The following is a 24,139-nucleotide window of genomic DNA, read 5'->3' on the forward strand; positions in this document are numbered from 1 at the left end:
CCTAAACCAACCACGGCTGGTAATCCAACTCATACGTGAGTTCGGTATTCCGTTTGCTGATCGGTTTTGCGGGCACACCGGCGACGATGGTAAACGGTTCGACGTCCTTGGTCACGACGGCACCAGCGGCGACCACGGCCCCTTCGCCGATAGTCACCCCGGGCATCACCAGGGCTCGATAACCGATCCAAACTCGATCGCCGATGATCACATCACCACCGCGATCATCAAAGCTGGGGCTCTGCGGATCATGGCCCAAAGTCAAGATGGTCGCTTCGGGACCGATGCTGACGTTATCGCCGGTGACGATCTTGAATTTCCGACCGTCCAACAAGCAACCAAAGTTGATCACGTTTCGCGCGCCAAGCTCAACCTTGCGACCGTTTAAGAACCGACATCGCATTTGGACGTTTGTGCGTTGCCCTGTTCTGCCTAGATAGAATTTCAAGAACAGTGACCTGAGTGACCGCGAGGGCACGTGAGTCCATAGGTTGTTGTAACACCACGATAGAATCGTTCCAGCAAAGAGGCGTGAATTAATCACTCTGATCGCTCTGATCGCTCTGTCCAGCAAATGCCATGATAGTTTCCGGGCATCGAAACTAGCGGTTGGATACCAACCGTGTCGATGATCGAATGGTTCTCGGTCAAGTGCAGTCGAAGTGTTTCGAAGTCGATAACGTCTTGCGCAATCACTAGCGTCTTATGGCGGGCCAATCCTTTCTTGATATCAGAAATAAGCCGGGACGCCAAATGAGGCAGACGTCGATGGATCTCGGTCTCGTTACTTCCCGTCAGTGTGCTCATGTCAAGATTCGTATCGTAGATTTCGACTCCAAAGCCTTTACCAAGAAGTGTTTCTGCGACAGCTACCATTGGGCTTCCGCGAAGATCGTCAGTGGATTTCTTAAAGGACAGTCCTACGATCAATACCGAATCAGTCGCTACGGTAGTGACCAGTTTTAGCAGGTGGTCCAAGTGGGCTTGATTGGTTGGCAATACACTTTCCAAAAGCGGCATTGGGATTCCCTCTTGCCTTGTGAATGCGCCCAAAGCTGACACATCTTTTGGCAAGCACGACCCGCCGAACGGATTCCCCGGTCGAAGGTAGTAAGGCGAAATGTTTAGGATATTGTCTTGGCAAAAGAGCCTCATAAGATGCTGGCCATCAATATCCAGGTGCTTGCTCAATCGTCCGATCTCGTTGCCAAAACCAACTTTCACAGCATGCCAATAATTGCATGCGTACTTAATTAGTTCTGCCGACTCTAAAGGAATCCGTTCACATTTCCCCATCAGGGTCTCGAGGGCCGGGCGATCCATGTCGTCTACATCTCCATACACAGCAAGTGCCGGTGTTTGGTAATCGGCAATTGCCGTTCCCTCACGAAGAAACTCGGGACAAAAACAAACGCTAAGCATTCCGTCACGAACTAGCTCTGGGCGATAGCCCTCTGCCAAATTCCGAACGCTTCCTGGAAGCATCGTGCTACGAACAATGACTAAGTGTTTGGACTGCTTTTCCGCGACCGCGTCTGCAATTTGCTGATACACCTGCCTTGCGAAGCTTAGGTTCAAACGCCCGGATTCCGTGGATGGTGTGCCGACGCATACGATTGAGATGTCGGTTTCCTGAACAGCAGAATCACAATCTGTAGTCGCCGAGAGAAGTCCATCATCAACGGCTTGTTTTAGAATGTCATTCAGGCCTGGTTCCACAATTGGAGATCGGCCCTGGTTGATTCCGTCTACTTTGTCTTGGTTGACGTCCACACAAGTCACAGTATGCCCACGAGAAGACAGGCAACCCGCTGTGACCGCACCAACGTAGCCAATCCCAAAAATACTTACTTTCACTTGAATCTGCTCTCGGCTACGAATGGGGTGTTCGGTGGAATGTGGTGATTCGATCAACCAGTATTTGCGCATTGCGTTCGTACGAATGTTCGGCGCGAAAGCCGTTCCAATCTGATGCGATTGGGCTTTCTTGGATCTGCCGAATTCCATTCGCTATGAGTTTGGGCTCCGAACATGGCATTCTGATTCCCAGTTGATACTTTTCAACTGCATGTCCCAAAGGTCCGTCACCACACGAAACAACCAAAGGTATCTCAAACGGTGTAGCAACATGAAGGATTCCACTCGATGAAACAAAAGACTTGTCGTATGGAAGCAAAAGCACATCCGCAGCAGCGAACAAATCAGCCGTGTCTTCGTCGGATTGATAGCCGATTTTCCAACGAACCCGATCATTCACGCCAAGTTCCTGCGCGATTTTCAAATAGGCGTCCGCTTGCATTTGCCCCGGAGCGGCGTCACTGCCAGCAACGACGAGCGTGACTCGATCATTGTGCGTCAGCGAAACGAGCGAATTTTTCAAGTTCTTGTTGTCACGCAAATGCCCGTAACACAGAGCAACCGCGTTTCCATCTGGCACATCCAAGCGTTTTCGTAATTCTTGTTTGGTGCCAGTTGGATTTGGCATTGGGTACTCACCATGCGGAACAACCGTAACTGGAATGTCCCCAGCGCCATGCGACTTAAGATCAATGGGATGATGCACAAAAACATCATGTAAAAAGGAATAACCTGCGCGAATGGATCTTGCATGCCACCACTTGGGACCTACGACATAATCACGAATTGGATCCAAAGCCATCGCACCGAACCATACATCCCGGTTCTCCGCATAGCCTCGGAATCTGTGTGCCCAAAGTGGCGCCAAATATTCAGAATAGGAAGCGAACAGGACACTCTTGATCCCTAGGGTGTCGATTTGTTGATCCAGTATTTTCGCGTTTCGCATTATCGAACGGGCTGTCTCAATTCGACTCCGTAATCTCGAGCGGTGACCGTGTTTGGGCGGATCCGCTAGGATTCTCGACTGGCGATAGGTCGTCTCGGAGGGTTGCTGTTCCCAGCTTTGAGGACAAAGCATTGTCACATCGACACCGATCTTAGAGAGCGACGTCGCTTGATGATGCGCGTTCAATGCAACTCCGCCTGTCGACGTTGGGCAGAAGTGAAGAACCTGGATTGTCATTGAAGCTACTGCTTTTGAAACAGCCCGACTTGGCCGGGCATCAATGCTGGACGTGTTCGATAGAGCATCTTCACCAAGTTTCGACGCAGAAAGCCTGACTTATTTTCTTCATGCGCGCGGTACCAGTGTTTGATTGTCCCAAGGCCAGCTGTATCAAACAGCTGGCAAAGTTCTTCGCGAGTCCATTCTCGCCAGTGAAGCCCGATGCTCATGGCTTGATTCGGTTCAAGCTGCCAAATCAAGTCTTGAATGGGATTCAGGAATCCTTTGCCACGCGCGAGATAGACTCGATTTTTCAACGAAGCCAAATTTGGGGTGGCACAGTAAACGATCCCACCAGGACGAAGCATTCGAGTGAACTCTCGCAGCAAGGGGATCGAATTGAAATTGAGATGTTCAATCACTTCATTGAAAATGATCAAGTCGAATTGATCGCTTTCCAAACTGAAATTGGTATCCGCAAGGTCCAACGCTACCGTCTTGATTTCTTGTTCATGCATGACGCTTTGAATCGCTGGGTCATTGATGATGAACGGAATATCATGGGCCAATACATCGTAGCCCAACGACTTTAGTGCGATTGACAGAACCCCCGTGAAGGCACCAATCTCCAAGACGCGTTTGGGCGGTTTCGCAATCTCCAAAACGTCATTGGCGGTTAATGTGTAGCGATACCGCATGTGCTCGTTGTAACCCGATAACTCCCCGAATCCGAGCTTCAATGCATTCACGGTGTCGATCGCATCGGTGACGGCTTTTTGCGTCGACGTGTTTTCCAAGTCCTGTGTCATGTGGCCTCTGTTTCGCGTATTGCGGAATCGCAAGCTGCAACCATTCTCACGAATTGATCGACCGAGAAATGTCGCCGTGCAAGTTGAGATTGGTGATTCGCTAGTGTTTTAAAATGGTGAGCGCGTGACTCGATATCACTTATCGCCAAACAAAGTGAATCAGCATGGTTCAATTCACAGGCTACACCAGCACCAAACTGCTCTGTCTGCTCCCAAAGCGTCGTTTGCTGAGTTGCGATCACAGGCATTCCTCGGACCATGGCCTCAATCACTACTCGAGACACACGGTACCGATACGGCTCTCGGTAGGGAAGTAGCATCACGTCAGTTTCATCAAGCTGCCGATCATATCCACCGTCCCCAAAGTACTCGCGAATGTAAGTTACACGTTCATCTGCAAGTAGTGTCGGGTCAGGAGATATGAGATTCCCATTCGCATCATGGAAGTCTCCTAGCCATTGGATCGAGAACCGCGAGTCCGAATCCGGATGCTGATCGAGGTGCTTTCGAATTGCGGCTTGCAAAAGATCGCTTCCCTTTTCGTGCCGGGCTGCACCATAGCAACCAAAGTGCAGCGATTGATTGTCCGTCGTGGCTTCCTGCGGGGCGATCTCATTGGATTCGACAGGATGCGGCAAGTAAGTGAACGGAACGCCCGTGACTTCGCTGAGGGCATCGCGCATGGAGTGTGTTTCGACCCCCAAGATTACTTGTCCAGATCGGACGCCTTCGGCAAGCTGTCCGATCAACCATCCAAACAACCTAGCTGTTGGATCTTGGCCAAGCATGGCCTGTCCAGTTTCATCGTTGTAGGTCAACGGCGTGTTGGGAAAGAACAGCAGCAACTTTGTGTCGCTATGGCGAATCGTTGATTGATACAGTCGCCACCATCCCAGTAAGTGATGCACCAAGACCGTCGGGACGAAGATCAAATCCGGTGCAGCTTGGTGTTTTATCCATCGCTTGACCGCGCGGTTGGTATTCCACGCGTGCGTGGGAACGCGAAGGTAGCGTGTGAGCCGTCCGGCATTGTCACCCATTCGATCCCAAATGGACTCAGGCAGCACCGGATGGATATCGTGCTGGCTCGCAATGAAGTCGTCAGCCGATCGATCGGAAAGAATCGTCACCTCATGACCGAGGGCTTTGAGCCCCGATTGAAACGTAGAGATATATTCCAGCCAGTGACCTTTACGGTTTTTGAGCGCGTCCTCAACGATCAACCATTTCATGGAATCTGTAGCTTGGTTCACGAGTTGCAGAGATTTAGCTGGCTGACTTGCGGAAGACCGCCGCCTGTCCGTGCATGAATGCAGGAAAGAGACGATACATTAAAGAAACGAGTTGGCGTCGCGGATTCATCCCAGGATTTGAAGCGGCATAGTTGCAATAGTAGTGAGATTCCATCTCGAGGCCCCGGCTCTCAAAAAGTTGGCACATTTCCGCTTTCGTATACTCGCGCCAATGCAAACCCACGGACATTCCCGTTTCAGGCGTCAGGTTCCACTCCAAATGTTCGATTGGGTTATAGAACGCTTTGCCTCTGAACAAGAACGTGCGGTTTTTGATTGAGGCGAGGTTCGGAGTTGCGCAATACACGGCGCCACCCGGACGCAGGATCCTCTGGAATTCTCCAATCAAAGGAAGAGGATTGAAGTTCAAGTGCTCCAGGACTTCACAGAACACAATTGCATCGAAACTGTCGTCTGCCGATAGAAAAGGAACTTGAGAAAGTTCATGAGGAAGAACGTCAATGCCTTCCTTCTTAAACAACTCCTTCGTTGCCTCGTCGTTGATCACGAACGGTATGTCGCTTGCGCAGACGCTATAGCCGAGCTGTTTTAATGCAATTGAAACAACTCCAGTAAACGCACCGACTTCCAGAATCCTCGCACCGGGGGGGACCGCTGCTGCCACATCATGCAACGTTCTGTGGAATGTGCTTTTTAACGTCTCGTTGTAGCTCGCGGCATCTTCGTATCCACGCTCACTGCTGGCCGATTTTTGCAAAGCTTGTTCCACAGCATGCTTGCATCGTTCGGATGAACTATTCTCCAAATTCATGATTCTGTTCGTAGTTGATTCTTCGCTGACCCGGTTTTCACTGACTCGTCAAGCTGTAGCTATCGTCCGGCACCATTAATGCAGAGAATCGTATGTTCAAGCTGTGCGAAACTATTCACAAATGCCTTCCCAACTTCTGCTGAGAATTTGCGTTGCGGTTTGATGTGCGTTGGCACAGGAAGCGAGAACTTCACGATATTCAATCGCACGATGATCCCAGCGACAGGAATCGCGATAGAACGCGTGGCCTGCTCGAGCAATCGTTGCGCGTCTTTGATCTGACTCACACAACGAACGCAATGCGTTGACAACCGATTCAAGGTCTCGCGGTTCTGTAAAGATTGCCGTTTCGCCATCTTGCAGAATCTCCGCGACACCGGCGTCGTTGGAAACAACAACTGGGCATCCATTTGCCATCGCCTCCAAAAACACCACCCCAAACGGTTCTGCCCAGCCGACGAGCGCAAAGATGTCTGCTTGCTGCATCTCGACCTGGACCGCGTCGTGTTCGATCGAGCCGAGAAATTCGATAGTTTCCTTCGATGGTAAAGCAGAAGCGATCTCTTCAAGCGTATCCCGGTCGGGCCCGTCACCAGCGATCCGCAAACGTGCGTGAGGATACTCGGAAGAGATCCGGTCGAATGCATGGATCAGCAGTTGAATGTCTTTTCGTCCGTACAGGTTGCCACAGCAGAAAACGACCATATCATCTTTTGCAACGTGACGATCAAGCATCGACTGATCACAAGGTGGAAAACTCGCTCCGTTGTAGATCGTTTGAAACGCGACGCCGGGAAGAACTTGCTCGGCGATATCTTCCATCGTGCGAGAAACCGTGACACCAACCGAGGCCTCCTCCGCAACCGGCTTCATAACTTTCATCCAACGCCCATGATCACGACAGGCGAAGAAATCACCCACCTCATGATCGACCGTGATGTAAGGAATTCCACGAGCAGATTTGATTTGGTTTGCAACGAAGCCATTGACCAGGGAATGATTCGCAAGCACAACATCGGGTTGAAATCGATCGACGATCGCCAGCACCTCACGTCGGGAGGATCGCCATCCCAAGGAAAGAAAGAACCGCGGTGCTCGAGACATGAAACGCCAGAATTGCTTGATCGGGTAACACCACCAACGCGGGTAGTGAACTTTTATTCCTGAAAGATCCGCTTCCGCAGGGCAATCCGTGTAGGTCGCAACGCTTGGGACGACTCGAGCCGCGAGTCGCGGAATGGCAGGCGTCAAACTTATGACCTGGACTTCCATCCCTGCATCGCGAAGCGCCGCCGCATGGTCCAACGACCAAGTGCCCATCCGCATGTTGGAAGGACGCGGAAAGTAGGTGGCTAGAAACAGAACGCGCATTGAAACCAACTGAGCGAGCTGAGTGGTCGTTGTGTTGTCGAACGCATCAATGCTTGAGCGCGATCAAGGCGACGTGCGAAGCTTGGGTGAGCAGGTTCGAAGCCGGGGTCTTTGTTGACATGCTATATAGATGTTTTGATTGGGCTTGCATCTGCTGGAAGTGATCCAACAAGGAAAATGGGTAGAAAATTCCATCCCAATCCGTATCGTGAAAACCCTTGCCCCGAGTCATGATCTTGCCGAGAAGTCGTCGCAGCCCGATCGCACGAAAGGACTGTTTCGCCAGTTTGGTGACTGAGTTTCCCATTCCGTAAATGTTGTGATCGGAAATGAACACCATCTTGGAAGCAACACGAAATGCTTCGTCAATCGCTTCCGCAGGATTGGGGACGTGGTGCAAGACACCAAACATGGTAACGCAATCGACGCTGTTGTCCGGCAGGTCCAGGTTGTCGGCGCTTCCCACACGTATTTGTTTTTCGGAAAACCCCTTCTCCAAGCACTGCTGGCGAAGCGCTTCAACAGGCTCGATTCCGGAGAGTTCAAGATCGCAGTGATCTCGCAAATAACTAAGAGAACGACCCGTTCCACAGCCAACGTCAAGCAGCGACTGAATTTCATACAATTCAGTCAACCCTCGAAGTGCGGCAGTGGCGAAGTAATGCTCGTCACACTTGTTGAACGCGCACATGTCGTCGTAGCAAGTAGCCTTGTTCGCATAGTATTCGCGCTGTTTCTGTACTTCGTTCATCTGTCAGTTCCTGTGATTTTCGCTAATTTTCTATGCGCCTCATGACAAGTTTGAAATGAGATTTGGGGGGAAGCTACTCTGACAAGCGGCGCAGTCATTGGAGTTTTACGTTTTGGCAATTTGACACACCCTTAGCCTGAAATAAATCGTCCATGAGTTCACTTGGAAGTGTAAGCTCTCGGTGGATCACTAATACCCAACGCTAATAAAATGCGTGATGCTGCGAACTCGAACACATTGCCGCGGCATCTCCAGAGTGGATGATAAAACGAACGGGTGCTACGTCGCCTCTGAGAAGGTGGAAGGTTGAGGACTGAACTTTCGCAAAATGTACTTTCTCGCGGGCGTTTCGATCCACTTGAATAGCATCACACTCAATGCAACACAGCCCGCAAATCCAACGAGTACAAACAGAATGCTCTCCTTGGGCGTTTCCCACAGACCTAGTTTCGAAGCCAGTCGTTCTGCGGCCACCATCGCGGCCATGTGGGTAATGTAAAGCGAATAGCTTGCTTCACCAAGCAGGACCAGCAAGCGATGCGATAAGAATGCACGCCATCGGCCATTCATCGCAATCATTCCAACAATCAGCAAGCCAAACAATAGTTCCATGACTCCCGCCAGCACAGGTCTTGATAACCAAGAGCTTCCAAAACCCATTGCGGAAAACGTTGACACACTAGCGACATAAAAAACGAGGTTGCCGGTACGAAACAGGTCCGAGCGTTCTCGCAATAAACGACCGATTGCAAATCCAAACAGGAAGGTGGGTAGATGCAGAAGCGGAAAAAAGGCACCCAGCGGATCGTTTGTTTCTTGGATCGTAATTCTTAAGCAGGCTACCGCGAAGCACATCGCGACGACCCAGCATAGCACTGACTTAACACTAAAGTTTCGCAGCCATAGGGCAGCAAACGGAAATATAAAATAAAAGAACGCTTCGACAGAAAGCGACCAGGCTGGTGGATTCCAAACACCGGCATATTGAGGCACCCAAGCTTGCATAAGTGAAGCTGCGATTGGCAGATCCCATAATACATCTGGATCGAGATCGCCGCGCAATATTGAAAGCGATTTATTCAGCAGTGCAGGCATCAATGCAACGAAGTAGATCGGATAGATCCTTGCGAAGCGATTGAGATAGAACTTCTTGCGACTCGAACGAACTCCATTGTCGGTGTCGGCCAGATAGCTATAAGCCAACACAAATCCAGAGAGAATAAAGAAGAACGTTACCGCCGATCTTCCGTGGGTCAGGAGCTCCTGGAAAAAGTGTGGCCAACTCAAGAACGCTTCACGGCCAAAGTGGTTGAAGAACACGAGTGCCGCAGCAAAAAACCGCATGCCCGTGAGTTGATCCAGATGGGGGCGACTTTGATCAGCGGGCAACAAAACCAAGCTCTTCGATCATGTTTTGTTGCGTTGCCGTGAGTGATCCGGTTTGAAAGGCCGGAGACCAATGAGTTTTGGAAAATCGTGTTCGTAGTGCCTTGCGTATCCGCTGGACAAACAACCGAATCGCATATTCTGTTGACGATCCCTGCGACCGAGATTTCAGGTCGGCGATAAGCGTCTGCTCGTCGGGGCAATGCTGCTCCATCTCAGAGATCGACTTCCAGACCCGCATTTGAAACTCGACGTGGTTCGTTAGCTCGGGATTCGACTTGCAAAGGTCATGCATTGCAATCAAGCATTTTGCCCAATCCGAAATACGGCGTGAACTGACAAATCCAGAACCCGTTACTTTGCCGTGGTCATCGGCGCGGTAAAGCGTGATGGATCGGTCATCGAAGACAACCTTTGCATCCTTCGTCAAGATTCGCACAAAGTATTCACTATCATCACACGTCCACATGTCCGTTCGGTATTGACCTGCAGCTCGCAAGATACTTGTTCGGAAAAGGCAATGTTGGAACACCAATGACCAATCGGTCAGAAACCATTGCAGCGGTGTTCTTGACTCGGGCACAGGTCGTTGTTGCAAGACCGGGCCATCCATTGATATTCGATTTTCGTCGATGAAGACTCGCGCCCAAGGACTGTACACAATATCCGCATTGCTGGTCTGCAAGGCGTCAACCTGAGTTTCCAACTTGTTCAGCGACGACAAGTCATCGCTATCCATCAGCCAAACGTAGTCACCCGTTGCCCGATCCAAACCTTCGTTTCGAGCCGCACCAGGACCTTGGTTGGCCTGCTGGATCAATCGAATTTGATCGCCAAATTCCGATCGAAGCGAATCGACCGAATCGTCCGTCGATCCGTCGTCAATGACGATCACCTCGTGCGGCGCAAGCGATTGCGCCAACACGTTGCGAACGGTTTCATTCACCAAACCACTGCGGTTGTAGTTGGGAATAATGACACTAACCCGGTTCACTCACGCAATCCAATTACAGGATGGAGTTCAACCATGAATGTTTGATCTTAACGTTGCGAGCGATTCACTTTTCGGCAAGGCAAGCAAATACTGGCCGTAGGCATTTTTTACACCTTCCCCCAGTTTTTGCAGTTGAGCGTTCGTAATCCACTGATTTCGCCAAGCAATTTCTTCTGGGCAACAAATCTTCAGCCCCAAACGTTTCTCAAACCCAGCAACAAACTGACTTGCTTCTAGCATCGCATCATGCGTGCCCGTGTCGAGCCAAGCAAAACCACGCGAGAGCGCTTCAACATGCAATCGGTCTTTGATTAAATACTCGCGATTGACGTCAGTGATTTCTAGTTCACCTCGAGAAGATGGCTGTAAGTTCGCGGCGATTTCAACGACAGAATTGTCGTAAAAGTACAATCCGGGAATTGCGTAATTCGAGCGTGGGTGCTCCGGTTTTTCTTCAAGCGAGATAGCCTTTCCCTCTTGGTCAAACTCGACGACTCCGTAGGATCGCGGATCTGGAACGTGATAGCCAAAAATTGTTGCACCAGTTGGCCGCGAAGTTGCCCGTTGCAATAAGCGTTGCAAACCACTGCCGTAAAAATATTGTCGCCCAGTGCTAGGGCAACGTTGTCAGAGCCAATGAAATCTGCACCGATGATGAATGCCTCCGCAAGCCCACGGGGTTGTTCTTGAACTTGAAAGGTAAGCTCCAATCCCCATTGACTACCATCGCCAAGCATCCGTTGAAACGAGGGTGTGTCTTCAGGGGTTGAGATGATCAAGATCTTTTTGATTCCCGCAAGCATCAAAGTCGACAAAGGATAGTAGATCATCGGCTTGTCATAGATCGGCAACAGTTGCTTGCTGGCAGCTTGTGTCAGCGGATAGAGCCGAGTCCCCGCGCCGCCGGCCAAGATAATTCCCTTGGTAAAGTCGTTGTTCTTTTTCATTTCAAATCGTTCTCTTAACTTCCCAATCCAAGGCGTTGTTGCTGATATTCGCCGCTCTGCACACGTCCGACCCACTGTGGGTTTTCGACATACCACGTCACCGTGTCGTGGATAGCATCTGCAAACTGGAAACGTGGATGCCAGCCAAGCTCTGTTCTGATCTTGGTCGTATCGACTGCATAGCGCCGGTCATGGCCAGGTCGATCTTTGACGAACTCGATCAAGCTCTCATGGCTTTGGCCGTTGGCTAGTGGTGAGATCGAATCGACAATGCTGCAAATCGTTTGCACGATTTCGCGATTCGTTTTTTCGGTGTTGCCGCCAATGTTGTAACACTCGCCCACGATTCCCTTTTCGAGTACCACTGAAATGGCTTCGCAATGATCTTGGACAAAGAGCCAATCGCGAACATTCAATCCGTCCCCGTACAGTGGCAATTTCTTGCCATCGAGGGCGTTCAAGATCATCAGTGGGATCAGTTTTTCCGGGAACTGATAGGGGCCGTAGTTGTTGGAACAGTTGGTCAGCAGAATCGGCAGCCCGTAGGTGTGGTGCCACGCGTTGATGAAGTGATCGGATGCGGCCTTCGACGCCGAGTAAGGGGATCGCGGTGAGTAAGAAGTCGTTTCTGTAAACATGCCTTGTTCGCCGAGCGAGCCATAGACTTCGTCAGTCGACACATGCAAGAATCTAAACCCGTCTTTTGCAGGTGCCGTCAGAGTATCCCAGTGCTCCGTGACTTCCTTCAGTAATCGCACCGTTGACAGCACGTTTGTCTCGACGAAAGCAATGGGGCCGTCTATCGACCTGTCGACGTGGGATTCTGCGGCGAAATTGATCACCGCCTCAGGTTTGTGTTTCGCAAGAAGTCCGCGAACAAGTTCGCTATCACCGATGTCGCCCTGGACAAAGACGTGGTTCTTGTCGTTCGAAGGCAGTGAATCTAAGTTCCCAGCATAAGTCAGGTTATCTAAGTTGACGACTTTCACATCGCCTTGGCTAAGAAGCATGCGGACATGGCAACTTCCGATGAAGCCGGCACCGCCTGTGATCAGAATTGTTTTCAAGGCCATTACTTCGACTCGTTTCCGGATTGCGATGAATCGTTTGGTTTAAGGGTGCCCAGTTCGGATTGGATCCATTGCCACGTCTTTCGCATTCCGTCCTCAAATTCCGTTTGAGGACTCCAGTTGAGTAATGTGCGTGCTCTCTGATTGCAGAGCACGTTCTTGTTCACATCCGAATCGCGATTTGCGTCGAATCGTCTCAGGACAGGGCGCCCGGAAACTCGCTCAACTGTATCTAACACTTCAGAAACGCTGCGTCCTTGGCCAGACGAGAGATTCACTGTGTCCGCGGTTTCCGTTGAAAGTGCAGCAATGACTCCCGCGACGACATCATCGACGTAAATGTAATCTCGCTCTGCGCTTCCATCACCAAGGATGGTGACTGTCCGGTTCTCTATCGCACAGGCCATGGCGACTCCGATCAGTCCCTGTACGCCATAGGGGTTATGACGAGGTCCAAAAGCATTCGAGACGCGAAGGGTTGTCGTATTCAACGAACGAGTGCGAACAAAAAACTCGATGTAGCTCTCGATGACTTTCTTGCTTTGACCGTAAATTGATTTTGGATCCAAAGCGTGGTCTTCGGTAATGGGATCCGTTTTGGGTTCACCGTAAACTGTTCCACCTGATGACAAGTAGACAAGCTTTTGAACGCCTTTGTTCACGCATTCTTGCAGCAGTCTTAGAGTAGGGATGATATTGGACTCGATATCGTATATGCCGCTGCTGGTCGTCGTCGCCGGGAAGGTCGTTGAAATCAAATGGACCACTTGATCGATGCCTTCCAGCGACGTTCGGAGGTGCCCTTCATCCGAGAAGTTACCAAATACTAGTTCGATATCATCAATCACACCAGTAAGATTCTGAACAGAGCGACCGGGACGCGAGAGCACTCGTACTTTGGCGCCCAATTCCACGAGTCGGTGTGTCACATGACTCCCGATGAAACCAGCGCCACCAAGAACCAAGATTCGTTTTTCGCTAAGCATTCTGCCGCTCAATCAACTCCATTAAGGAAGCGACTGGTTCTTTTCGAAAAACCTTGCCAGCCGATTCGCATGCCGCAGTACCAATCTCTTGCCATCGATGTCGTTGCTCCCAAGCATTTTCGAGGGCGATTGCGAAGTGTTTTGGAGTCGGGGCGTCTGCAAGAAAACCGGAAACGCCTTCTTCGATGACTTCAGCATGTCCCCCGACATCGGTGACCACGCAGACTCGACCACAGATCATTGCTTCGAGCAAGGCAAGGGAAAGCCCTTCGGCTCGCGAGGCCATGACCAGCATTTGACAATCTTTCCAGATATCACGGGTGTCTGACGCGAAACCAGGGAAGCTGCACTTCGCATTGAGTCGATAGTGATCGACTAGCCTAGAAATGTACTTTTTGTCTTTGCCGTTGCCATAGATTCGTAAATGCCAATCGCGGTCTTTCCAAGGTGGCGTAGCAAGTGCCTCCAACAATACGTCTTGGCCTTTTGCGAACACCTCCAAACGGGCGACGCAAGCCATTTGCAGTTCCGTCTCAGGCCAAGCCAGAATCTCACGTTCGGTTTGGTAGGACACTGGAGCACTAAAGACGGAGGCACTCTTGAACCGTGTTGCCAATTGCCGCTCAGCGAGTTTCCGATTGTGGTCTGAAACAAACACGCAGTGTTCTGCGCGGCTCATGATCCGACCTACTAGCTTGCGATCATGATCGTTGAACGTTTGGTTGTCCGAGTTGAACAGGCAAATCACGATGAGTCGCCCCTGATACGCTTCCAAGTCTTGAATCAGATCAGGATGCAGCATGAAGTCGGCGAGCGAGCCGAGCGACAGCAGAATAACATCCGGGTTGGAATTGAAAACGTGTTTGAATGAAGACCGAAATCGAATTTTCAAATTCCGAAGTCGTCCGCCGCGAATTCGCTTTCGCCAAAACACGCGACCTCCGCGAGACTCGAAATCACTGATCTGACGACAGGGCTCAAAGACTTCGAACAGGGATGCCTCAAATTCGTGTCCACGATCTAAGCAGGCAAGACTGGTTTGATACCATAGTTCTTCGCTTCCAGCCCATGGGCTACCGTAGACGGTGGAGATGGCGGCAACTTTCATACTCGCTCTCCAATCTTTTTCGCAGGGACTCCTGCCCACTTCTCGCCTTCTGGGACGTCCTTGTTGACGACGGCACCAGCGCCGATCACCGCATGGTCGCCAATGGTGACACCGGGCAAAATCACCGTATGGCAGCCGATCCATACGTCACGCCCAATTTGGATCGGAGCTGCGTCGTATCCCTGGTCACGAACTGGGGTTCCACGTGCGCTTTGGTGGTTGGCGGTGATCAAATAACTGTGCGAACCAATGATAGTGTTTTCGCCGATCGTTAGCGGTAAGTAAGCACCCAAGAAACAGTAGGGGCCAACATAGGTTCGATCGCCGAGTTCAAGCAGAGGATTCGCGTCTTCGTCTGCGGCGATCCAAAAGATGCAGCCTTTGTCTATCCCGCATTGTTTGCCGACTGAAATTCTCTCCAACGATTCTGGGTGTCCCTGGATTCTTAGGTCTGACTCGATCGTGCAGCCATCCTGGCTACGAATCCATCGCCGTGCACGGTTGGGAGGGACTACGTCGGGCCGTCCCATAGGCGTCATGCCCAACAAGTGTTTAGAGCGAAACAGCAGGCTATCGAGAAGTCGCATTTCGACTCTCTGGCTCGGAGGTCGCAGTGCGTGAACTTGGCAGCAGTTGTTTGATACAGCGAAGCACATTGTCAAAGACGGGGCCCGGGTCCAAATACTTGTCAAAGAATCGCTGTCCGTTTGCGACCTGGTCGATACAAACCTGGGGATTCGATGAAAGATACTTTGTCTTTGTCAGCACTTCACTGGGTGTCTCCTGATTGACGACTTCGGCAAATCCATGTCGTATTGCGGTTGTCGCTGCAGTGCAGTACTCGGGACCCCAGACGATGATTGGTTTCCCTGTGATCAAGTAGTCCGCCATCTTAGATTTGAAGCTTGTGCTTTCGATTAGCTTACTGTCTTCAGAAAATCCCATGATGACAAGCAGCGCGTCTGCTTCGTCCAGTTCCCTTTGGTACTGGTCGCCTTTGAGGAAGCCGCAGAAAGTACCTTGGTCAGTTAGTCTTTTGGTTTCAGCTTGTGACCATTCGTGATTTTTGCCAGCGATCCGTAGTCGCAGCAGTGGCTCATTCTCCATTTCCTTCGCGAGTGCTAGTAGCATCGTGCCGTACCACTGTCCCAGGTTTCCCGCAAATAGAAGTTGAAATCGTTCGTTCTGGTTTCGCGGAGAATGAGGTTGGGCTTTGTGATCGCGCTGTTTTCCAGGGGGATAGAAGATTTCGCTGTTTCGGTGGGGACCCAACGCTTCCAGCATTTCGGGGCAGATCCCAAACGCAAGATCGCACGCTTGATAGCGTTTGGTGAAACGTTTCGAACAATAGTTCTTGACGATCTGATGCCCAAGCATGCCGTAGGTGGGCCAGTCCATAAAATGACCAACCAAGGGAAGGCTCATCTTTCGCGCCAAACGAATTGCCAAATCGGCAATCCATGACTCAGCGCCCATCATGATGACGTCTGGTTGAAACGCTTCCGCCTCGTCCAGGATGTTCTGGGGAACGCGACGGCTGGCTACGGTGTGAATGTAGTCATGCGCAAAAAGCGATAGTCGCGTCTTTTGCACTCTGCGAACCAGCGGAGAATGTTCGTAATTGATGACCGGAAAGTGAGACGATTGGAATCCTGGCTTGTCAGTGACAACAAACAATTCATAGTCATCACGTTCAACGAATTGCCGGTACAGCAACATGCTTCCGCCCATCTCATCTGCGGGCGGATTAGAGGTGACAAAGAAGACGCGAGGACGACTCAACTTATTGAACCAATATTCATCGTGAGTTTGCCGTCAATACCTGCTCATAGAGCTGTCGATGCTTGTCCACGCAATCGTGTATGCCCAACCGCTTTTCGGCATACGATCGGCACCGCGAAAGCCAAAGGTTCCGCTCGCGTTTCATCGTGGTGATTGCATGTGACAATACACGACTTAAGCTGCTTGAGTCCGCTGGCTCTGCAAGGAAACCTGTCTCGTTTTCGATCACTAGTTCAGGGATTCCGCCAACGTTGGATCCGACAACAGGTAATCCACAAGCGAGAGCTTCACATATCACATTCGGGAAATTGTCGGCAAGCGAGGGGACTACGAGCAAATCTGCGGCGGCATAAATCGACGCTATTTCCTGGTCGTTATCCGGGCAACCCAACCATTTCCAGTTTTGCGGGTATTCGATTTGTGACTCTGGTCCAACGAAACACACTTGGAAATTTGATTGATCTAACTTCGCAATTGCTTCAAGCAGAAAAGCGATTCCCTTGAGTGGCGTGTCCAAGCCCGCGGCGACAAAAAGTAGGATCGTCTGGTCCGCAGAAAATTCCTGTTGTTTCCTGGCCTCGGCTCGCAGATCGGGGTGAAATTTTTGCAGGTCGATTCCGTTGGCGATCACTTTATGTGGAATGTTTCGAAAGAGCGAGCTGTTGGATGATTTTTCGCCGATCCAATGGCTTGGAGCGACGATCGTCAGCCGATCTTCGATGGCTCGAATTGCTTTCTTCCGTCGATTCAAACTTCGGAGTGCTTCGGAATTGAATTCGGATTCTAGCTGCGGACAAGCAGCACAGTCTTTCATGTAACCCTCGCAATCGAAGGCGTGGGAGCATCCACCGGTAAACACACCCATGTCATGAAGGGTCCAAACGATCGGGACACTATTTGGTAACGTTCCTAATGTCTTGGGGTAGTCAATCAGATCGCATACCCAGTGCAAGTGAATCAAATCTGCGTCGGCCAGACTGTGTGCCAACGCGGCTCCGTGTGGGCATAAGTCACTCGCAAAAAAATTCTTCTGCTTGCCCGTTTTTCCGATCGCCAAATCGATTCGCTGAAGTTGTCGTTTTCGCAACGCACGCCAGATTCTCTCACTGAAGGAGTTCGAGTACTCTACGATGGCCGTGTGCGGACGGTCAACGGTCACGGCACCCAACATGGTTGCGTTGACGTTCGATTCGCGAAGCCCGTTTACTAAACGAAGCGAAGCAATCCCCGCGCCACCGGCACCAGGATAGGTGCAAGCATGGACGATGCGTTTTTCGCCTTCTACAGATCGTCGATCCGAGCTAGCGATCAAACTGTGATTTCCACTTGGCGATGTTTGCTGTGGGTAACGATAGGCTGACTGGCGCAGACTTTTGTAGCCAAGATCGAATCGTGTCAAAGTCACCGCGAGGCACCGTGGGCAGTTTCGTGTCTTTGCCGATCTCACGCGCTCGATTGTCCACTTCGATTACTAGTCCGCGTTTTCCGCTATGCAAACAACGAATGCCGCCATGCAATCGAGTCCCCAGGTAGTCCAGGTCGACTTCTGAAGCCAAGAGTGCATCTAAAGCAGGAAGCGAACGGTTTAGCATCGTTCCCTGAAATCCTAATTCAATTGCGTAGTCGCGATCACCAGCGCCTTGGGGCCAAAAGAACACTTCCTGGTATGAGTTCTGAATCAGTTGGACCAGATCCGCATCATGTTTTTCATGACGATCGTAGTCGGTAAGCATCAGCAACGCTTTCGTTGCTCTAGTGGTTGAAATCGAGGACAAGTCTTTCTCAGCGAGGCTCCACATCGTTGGGCAACCTGTGTTCAGAACGCGTTTAAAACCGATGTTTTGCAGATGCTGAAGGGCTTGACCGTCACGAACGGAATGCCAGCCTTTCCAAGATAGGGCCGCCCAAAGCAGGTATTTCGTGTAACGATTGCAAGTACCCTGGTCACGCCACCATCCCGCTCCCATTAGGATCGCGTTTCGCACTCGCAATGCGTCAGACATGATAAGGTCCCACTGGAAATATCCATCCATGTAGGAACTGAGAAGATTTGATCCGCCAACGAAGACATGGTCTGCGTTTCTAGCTTTTTGGCGGTCACCCGGTCGCAATCGCTGATGTGTGGCGATACGTGGGATGTTCTGGGGATCAACGCAGAAAATGCTCGAGAGTTCGCTCAGCACATATTCCTCGATGATCAAATCACCGAGATTCGGACTCGGATCTAAACTTTGGTTGACAACACCAGGACTCCAGAGGAGCAGATCTTTCATTTGGTTTCGATCAGTCTCGCTCATATTTGTTCACCGAGAATTAGGCTACGAATAGAGCGAATGCTGCTAGAAAAGGTACCTGACTTAGTAGGAGTAGTAGTTTTCATCTTTTCCTTGACTTAACAAGAACATCTCTAAATCTTCCTGAATTTCTGATCGGAGTTTTTCGACCATATCGCTTGGCCAATAAACCTGTTCGCCTCGGATTGGCTTAGATCCAAGACGCGAATTTGCGATACTATCGACAACCGCTTTCGGCGCTAACCTTTTTACTAAAGCCTTGAATGGCGACCTAGCGACGAGTTGTCGAATCACCGTTTCTTTGCGACGTTGCGCGTTTGCGTTTTCTACTGTTCTTCCGATAGCGTTGAAGGCACTACCGTCGATCTGCAAGAAATTAGCAAGTCGATTTAGCTCACACATTTCGTTCGACTTCAAGTCTTCTAAGAAAATGGTGTGTATTTGCGTGTTTGGAAATACGTCTCTCCACGCTTGGAGTTGGAATTGGTATTTGGTTGTAGATGCTAAATCCTGAAAAATTTCGTCGTCGCGAAGATAGCTGTCGAAGCCTTGTTTGGCTCTTGCGATATCGCGCAATAGAATTGGGTCGTCTTCAAACGGTTCGATAGATGCGAACATTCGCCAAGCGGATTCGATTCGTCGCAAGGGATGCCGCACCATGTAAATGACTTTCATTCCCGAATAGTAATTGGATGCGCGTAACGGAACTCCTGGGTGGCGGTCTCTGTTCGAGTATGCGGGTGTAGCGTCGCAGACAACTTTCTCTCCGCGATAGTGCTGGAAGTATTTATCCGCATACCAATGTGGCCCCTTGGAATATAGTTTTCCCGAACCAAAAAACATCGTTTCTTTCGGTCTGCTCACGCAGCATTCAGGATGTTGACTCATCCATGTTGCTAAGCTTGTCGTGCCCGCCTTTGCCGCTCCAATGATAATCGTATTGGTTGAGAAACTCATTGCCTACCTTTCGTGTGCTTGTCCGGAAGGTGTGCAATTTGCTGAACGGTGCCATTCTCTAGAGTCACGGTGCGATCGCACGTTTCGATCGTGCTCAAGCGGTGTGCGATAACGACATAGGTCAGATCATCTGAAATTTCAAACACTGCCTTCATGAACGCGGCTTCGGTCGCGACATCCAAAGCGCTTGTTGCTTCGTCTAGAACGATCATTTCCGGACGATGGTAGAGCGCACGAGCCAATCCGATACGTGTTTTTGTTCCACCAGAGAGCCGAATCCCACGCTCACCCACAATGGTTTCAAATTTCTCATCGAGTTCAGATTCGATAAAATTCAGAACCTGAGCGATTCGGCAAACTTCACGAACCCGCTCCACATCGATTTCCTCTGACGGCACCCCCAATGCGATGTTTGCGATGACGGAATCATGCAGTAGGAAGATATCCTGGGGAACGTAGCCAATTTTTTGTCGCCAGGCTTTCGCGTGGGACGGACCGTACGTCGTATCGTCGATCTTCATTTTCCCAGAAGTCGGAAGATGCAAACCCAAAAGCATGTCTACTAGCGTCGATTTACCGGAGCCGGTTGTCCCCACGACTCCCAGTTTCTCACCCTTGCGAATTGTTAAATCGATTCCCCTTAAAGTCGCCTCGTCGGCACTTGCGTGGCGGAAATCGACATGCTCAAACGTGATTTGTTTTTCCCAAGAAATCGGTTCCGATAGCGAGTCGTGATGTTGATTGACCGGTGTGTCCAAGTCTGCCTTCAATTCTTCCATGACGTAGCTTGCAGTCACGACTCTTGTTACGGCGGCGTAGACGTTCTGGATAGCTGGGAGTGTTCGGTATCCTACAAACGCTACGAAGCCCAATGTCGGAAGTATGTCAGCAACACTTTTGTCGTTGGCCGTCATGTAAACCACATAGAGAATGACACCACCAAATGCCAATGGTTCAACCAAGGATCGCGGAAGCGAGCCAAAGATCGGCAACTGTGATTGGAGATGAGCTTGCTGCAATGAGTGTTTGCTGTACGACTCAATCAGCTCGTCCGATGCTGAATGAACGGCAATCGGCTTGACTCCTTGAAAGAAATTGTTGACCGCGATGAGCGCGGTGTTATTGACTCGTTTGAGCTTGTTCGTATTCGCTTTCATCCTTGGATTGAGCAAAAGGAACATTATGCAGAAGGCAGCCACCATTATCGACGTTCCGACGATCGTTAGAAGCGGTTTTACAATCAATACGGCCAATATCAACATTGCAGCAGTGCACACACTGGCGATTGCAGTGAGTAACGGTCCCACGATAGTAAGGCTGAACTGAGTCACATAGCTAGTGACAGCTCGAATCAATAGAGATGAATTCTTGTTGATAAAAAACGAATAGGGGAGATCCGCATAATGACGCAGTAGTTGCAAGCGAAGCCAGTGGGCCAGTGATGCGTTGTATCGGCCCTGAACGTAAACACTCACTAGATTGACGATGTTTGCTAGTACCAAGGCAGTAACCGAAATTAGCCCAGCAACAATGATTAACGAGCGTGGTTCTGAAATCCCAGTGAACCCAACAATGAATTCGCCCACTCGAGAGGCCATTGCCGCTTCGGGATCCGATGCGATTGCCAGAAACGGTAAAACAGATGCGACCCCAGCGAGCTGAGAGACACCCTGCGCGAGTATGACCGCCAAAACGAACGCAAGCTTCCGTCGGCCGTACGGACGAGCGAGACGATACGCTCCTCGTACGGTGTTCAGGAACGACGTTTTTGCAACTGGTTGATTCATATGTGAGCGGCTGATCGATGATCAACACGTTTGGTTGAGAACCGCGGTTTACTAACGCGAGAACTCGATCCAATTCGATTCGGTTTCGGCGAAGTCTGCGATTTCGTTGAGGACTTGGTCGGTGCTGGTTTCTGGGGTCCACCCCCAGGTCTCTGTGGCCAACGTGTGATCGAGGACGACCCAGGGTAAGTCAAAGGGACGCGGTGTGTGGTCGGACGCGACTTCTGCTGGGGACCAATGTTCGCCGCACCAATTGCTGAGTTGTTTCAGTGACCGCGACGAGCTAACTCCGCCCGAGACGTTGATGATTCGTGCCTTGTCACCACATTCCGTTGCCAATTGTTTGACCAACAAATCCGTTAGGTCTCGTGGATGCAGACAATCGCGAACCTGATGTCCGTGTCCGCCAAACCCGATGTACTTGAGGTTTCGACCTTCTCGCCAACTGTGTAACCAGAACGCGAAAATGCCTTGGTCTGCTTTGCCGAATTGACCCGCGCCCGCCATCACGCCACAGCGATTGATCCAGACGGGAAAGTCAAAGGTGTGACTGTATTCGAGAGCCAATTGTTCCGATGTTAGTTTTGTGCTGCCGTACAGCGACACGGGAGCAGCGGTTGAAAAGGCTTCGGTCACGCCTTGTGCGGATATGCCATCGGGCAAGGCGCTCGTGTCCGGCACGAAGGCTTCGTCGTGTGCGGTGACTTGGAGTCCAGCGAGTGGTGGGATCGAGTACACGCGGCTGGTGCTCAGGAGGACGAACCCCGCACCATGTTCGCGACAATGCTCGAGCAGGTTGATCGTTCCGCCAAGGTTGTCTTCCAACAGTTTGCGGCTACCGCCGTTGACTCCGGCTAACACGCTTGGATTGGCAGCAGCGTCGATGATCCAGTCGACTTTCCCAATGGCTTCGATGTCGGTGCGAGCGCGAATGTCACCATGTTGCACGTCGATGTCGAGTTCGGCCAAACGCTGTCGATTTCGCCAACTGCCGTTTCGAGCGAGGTTGTCTAGACCGACGATTTGCAGCTGATCGCTGGATTGGCCGCGCCGTAGGTGAAGTGCGATTTCGGATCCTACGAAACCGCAGATGCCAGTGATGAGAATTTTCAAGGGAGATTGAAACTGAGTTTTTAGTGGGAAACTGTCAGGTGGAGGCTGAGTGACGTAACGCCTCATTTTTGGGCTGGCAATTCCTTCCTGCCACCAGCCAAATGATGGCTTCCTATTCCACTTAGTTTCTTGCTTTCCAGGCTTCGACGATTTGGCTGATCGTTTCTTCCAGTGAGACGCTGATATCCCAGCTTGGATAGTGTTCTCGCATCAGATTTAGGTTGCTGTAGTAGCAAATGTGATCGCCGATCCGATTGTCTTCCAGGTAGGTGTACTTCATATCCTGGCCGCTCAGTTTCTCAGCGATCTTGAACGCTTCCAGGATGGAGCAACTGTTTGGTTTGCCGCCGCCGATGTTGTAAACTTCGCCGCACCGAGGGCTATCGATAAAGGCCGCGATGAAACGAGCCACGTCTTCGCTGTGAATGTTGTCCCGGACTTGCTTACCTTTGTAGCCGAACACTTTGTATTCACGGCCTTCAAGGTTGCATTTGACTAGGTAGCTTAGAAAACCGTGTAGCTCGACGCCTGTGTGATTTGGGCCGGTCAAGCATCCGCCTCGCAGGCAACACGTGGGCAAACCGAAGTAGCGACCGTATTCTTGAACCATTACATCGGCGGCAACCTTGGAGGCACCGAATAGTGAGTGCTTGGATTGATCGATGGGGAATGATTCAGGAATGCCATCGGAAAAGGCTGGATCGTCGTAGTCCCAGCGTGTGTCGAGTTCCTTCAGCTTGATCGTATTGGGACGGTCGCCGTAGACCTTGTTGGTCGACATGTGGGCGAACGGAGATTCCGGGCAGGCTTGCCGAGTGGCTTCAAGAAGGTTCAGTGTGCCGACGGCGTTGGTGTCAAAGTCGTCAAACGGGATCGCGGCAGCGCGATCGTGACTGGGTTGTGCTGCGGTGTGCACAATCGCATCTGGCTTGACGGTCTTGAGGAGGTCGAGCACTCCTTCACGATTGCGGATGTCGAGCTCGTGATGTTCAAACCCTTTCAGGGTTGTCTGGAGGCGTTGTTGGTTCCAACGCGTGTCACCGGCCTCGCCAAAAAAGACCGCTCGTTGATTGTTATCGACCCCGTGAATCTTCCATCCAAGGGATGCGAAGTGGACGCAAACTTCCGAGCCGATCAGGCCGGAGGAACCGGTAACGAGAAGGCGTGGCTGTGATGCTGTCATTGGTTCACGCGAAAAGGCATTTTGTGAGTGCGATTGGAATATTCATAGGGCTCATCATATAAAGCCCATGAACGTCAACTTCGTGTCAAATTGACATTAGAAATTGGCGCGGACTTCGTCCCCTTGGGTGACACATGAGAGCAATCGATTTCGCTCTCGTGGCACGCACCGTCGGGGGTGGGATTGGGCGAAATGGCTTGCGTTTGAGGGCAAGAGAAAAGGTTCCGCCTAGATGGTCAAAGCATTGTTCGCAGGGAGCGATTTTGCAATGACTGAGATGCCTGAAACAGGGGCTTTCTCGGGGGGATGCGGGATAGGTTGCGCAATCTGCGCAATCAGAGGTGGTGTTGGCAGGTGAGGGGAGCCCTCCCCTCGTTTCGCTCGGCTCTTTGGGGGGGAGGGAGGCGGGAACGAGTGTGAGGGGGCTTCTATCTGTTTTGGTGGTGTCTGGTTTGTGTGCGGGGGCTAAACGCAGAGTCGCAGAGTCGCAGAGATCGCAGAGAGTTGGTTGA

At 51.0% G+C, this 24,139-nt stretch carries 21 protein-coding genes and 1 pseudogene; all 22 read right to left on the reverse strand.

Annotation, left to right across the window (positions count from 1 at the left end):
* Nucleotide 1 precedes the first annotated feature (1 nt).
* The 22 genes and pseudogenes from RSSM_RS35555 to RSSM_RS28650 all read right to left on the reverse strand — a co-directional run bounded on the left by RSSM_RS35555 (nucleotide 2) and on the right by RSSM_RS28650 (nucleotide 23,627).
* Nucleotides 2-403: an acyltransferase gene (locus tag RSSM_RS35555; protein WP_008688074.1), complete on the reverse strand. Its 402-nt coding sequence runs from the start codon at nucleotides 401-403 to the stop codon at nucleotides 2-4.
* A 137-nt stretch (nucleotides 404-540) separates the two neighbouring features.
* Nucleotides 541-1,929, reverse strand: a complete 1,389-nt coding sequence (locus tag RSSM_RS28550) for a nucleotide sugar dehydrogenase (protein WP_201767241.1) — start codon at nucleotides 1,927-1,929, stop codon at nucleotides 541-543.
* Complete coding sequence (locus RSSM_RS32775) at nucleotides 1,874-2,806, reverse strand: glycosyltransferase (protein ID WP_160168187.1); 933 nt, start codon at nucleotides 2,804-2,806, stop codon at nucleotides 1,874-1,876. The genes RSSM_RS28550 and RSSM_RS32775 overlap by 56 nt, the downstream gene beginning before the upstream one ends.
* 242 nt (nucleotides 2,807-3,048) lie before the next feature.
* A complete protein-coding gene (locus tag RSSM_RS28560) occupies nucleotides 3,049-3,834 on the reverse strand; it encodes a class I SAM-dependent methyltransferase (protein ID WP_008688079.1) in 786 nt (261 codons plus the stop codon).
* Nucleotides 3,831-5,066, reverse strand: a complete 1,236-nt coding sequence (locus tag RSSM_RS28565; protein WP_008688080.1) for a glycosyltransferase — start codon at nucleotides 5,064-5,066, stop codon at nucleotides 3,831-3,833. Before RSSM_RS28565 ends, RSSM_RS28560 begins: the two co-directional genes overlap by 4 nt.
* 34 nt (nucleotides 5,067-5,100) lie before the next feature.
* Nucleotides 5,101-5,898 (reverse strand): class I SAM-dependent methyltransferase, encoded by a 798-nt coding sequence (locus RSSM_RS32005; RefSeq protein ID WP_008688081.1) that lies wholly within the window; start codon nucleotides 5,896-5,898, stop codon nucleotides 5,101-5,103.
* A 111-nt stretch (nucleotides 5,899-6,009) separates the two neighbouring features.
* Nucleotides 6,010-7,269 carry a glycosyltransferase family 4 protein gene (locus tag RSSM_RS28575; protein WP_008688082.1) on the reverse strand — a complete coding sequence of 420 codons (1,260 nt, stop codon included), beginning with the start codon at nucleotides 7,267-7,269 and terminating at the stop codon, nucleotides 6,010-6,012.
* A gap of 46 nt (nucleotides 7,270-7,315) precedes the next feature.
* A complete protein-coding gene (locus RSSM_RS28580; protein ID WP_008688083.1) occupies nucleotides 7,316-8,020 on the reverse strand; it encodes a class I SAM-dependent methyltransferase in 705 nt (234 codons plus the stop codon).
* Between the two features lie 279 nt (nucleotides 8,021-8,299).
* Complete coding sequence (locus RSSM_RS28585; protein WP_236621452.1) at nucleotides 8,300-9,418, reverse strand: acyltransferase family protein; 1,119 nt, start codon at nucleotides 9,416-9,418, stop codon at nucleotides 8,300-8,302.
* Complete coding sequence (locus RSSM_RS32010) at nucleotides 9,399-10,400, reverse strand: glycosyltransferase family 2 protein (RefSeq protein ID WP_008688085.1); 1,002 nt, start codon at nucleotides 10,398-10,400, stop codon at nucleotides 9,399-9,401. The genes RSSM_RS28585 and RSSM_RS32010 overlap by 20 nt, the downstream gene beginning before the upstream one ends.
* A gap of 27 nt (nucleotides 10,401-10,427) precedes the next feature.
* Nucleotides 10,428-11,347 (reverse strand): annotated as a pseudogene (gene rfbA / locus RSSM_RS28595) (glucose-1-phosphate thymidylyltransferase RfbA).
* Between the two features lie 14 nt (nucleotides 11,348-11,361).
* Nucleotides 11,362-12,420 carry a dTDP-glucose 4,6-dehydratase gene (gene rfbB / locus RSSM_RS28600; protein WP_008688089.1) on the reverse strand — a complete coding sequence of 353 codons (1,059 nt, stop codon included), beginning with the start codon at nucleotides 12,418-12,420 and terminating at the stop codon, nucleotides 11,362-11,364.
* Complete coding sequence (locus RSSM_RS28605; RefSeq protein ID WP_008688091.1) at nucleotides 12,420-13,403, reverse strand: NAD-dependent epimerase/dehydratase family protein; 984 nt, start codon at nucleotides 13,401-13,403, stop codon at nucleotides 12,420-12,422. Before RSSM_RS28605 ends, rfbB begins: the two co-directional genes overlap by 1 nt.
* The gene (locus tag RSSM_RS32015; RefSeq protein ID WP_052336158.1) at nucleotides 13,396-14,511 is read right to left on the reverse strand and encodes a glycosyltransferase; all 1,116 of its coding nucleotides are present in this window, start codon (nucleotides 14,509-14,511) and stop codon (nucleotides 13,396-13,398) included. Before RSSM_RS32015 ends, RSSM_RS28605 begins: the two co-directional genes overlap by 8 nt.
* Nucleotides 14,508-15,098, reverse strand: a complete 591-nt coding sequence (locus RSSM_RS35355; RefSeq protein ID WP_008688095.1) for an acyltransferase — start codon at nucleotides 15,096-15,098, stop codon at nucleotides 14,508-14,510. Before RSSM_RS35355 ends, RSSM_RS32015 begins: the two co-directional genes overlap by 4 nt.
* Nucleotides 15,082-15,960 (reverse strand): hypothetical protein, encoded by an 879-nt coding sequence (locus RSSM_RS28620; protein ID WP_236621453.1) that lies wholly within the window; start codon nucleotides 15,958-15,960, stop codon nucleotides 15,082-15,084. The genes RSSM_RS35355 and RSSM_RS28620 overlap by 17 nt, the downstream gene beginning before the upstream one ends.
* Nucleotides 15,961-16,309: 349 nt before the next feature.
* Complete coding sequence (locus RSSM_RS35560) at nucleotides 16,310-16,924, reverse strand: glycosyltransferase (RefSeq protein WP_236621454.1); 615 nt, start codon at nucleotides 16,922-16,924, stop codon at nucleotides 16,310-16,312.
* 670 nt (nucleotides 16,925-17,594) lie between these two features.
* The gene (locus tag RSSM_RS28630) at nucleotides 17,595-18,566 is read right to left on the reverse strand and encodes a polysaccharide pyruvyl transferase family protein (protein WP_044303925.1); all 972 of its coding nucleotides are present in this window, start codon (nucleotides 18,564-18,566) and stop codon (nucleotides 17,595-17,597) included.
* 84 nt (nucleotides 18,567-18,650) lie between these two features.
* Entirely contained in the window at nucleotides 18,651-19,544 is an 894-nt protein-coding gene (locus tag RSSM_RS32020; protein WP_008688101.1) for a sulfotransferase family protein, read from the reverse strand.
* Nucleotides 19,541-21,331: an ABC transporter ATP-binding protein gene (locus tag RSSM_RS32780; RefSeq protein ID WP_008688103.1), complete on the reverse strand. Its 1,791-nt coding sequence runs from the start codon at nucleotides 21,329-21,331 to the stop codon at nucleotides 19,541-19,543. The genes RSSM_RS32020 and RSSM_RS32780 overlap by 4 nt, the downstream gene beginning before the upstream one ends.
* Before the next feature lie 51 nt (nucleotides 21,332-21,382).
* Nucleotides 21,383-22,444 (reverse strand): NAD-dependent epimerase/dehydratase family protein, encoded by a 1,062-nt coding sequence (locus RSSM_RS28645; RefSeq protein ID WP_008688105.1) that lies wholly within the window; start codon nucleotides 22,442-22,444, stop codon nucleotides 21,383-21,385.
* A 121-nt stretch (nucleotides 22,445-22,565) separates the two neighbouring features.
* A complete protein-coding gene (locus tag RSSM_RS28650) occupies nucleotides 22,566-23,627 on the reverse strand; it encodes an NAD-dependent epimerase/dehydratase family protein (RefSeq protein ID WP_008688107.1) in 1,062 nt (353 codons plus the stop codon).
* Nucleotides 23,628-24,139 lie beyond the last annotated feature (512 nt).

The sequence above is a fragment of the Aporhodopirellula sallentina SM41 genome (assembly GCF_000346505.1).
GTDB lineage: Bacteria > Planctomycetota > Planctomycetia > Pirellulales > Pirellulaceae > Rhodopirellula > Rhodopirellula sallentina.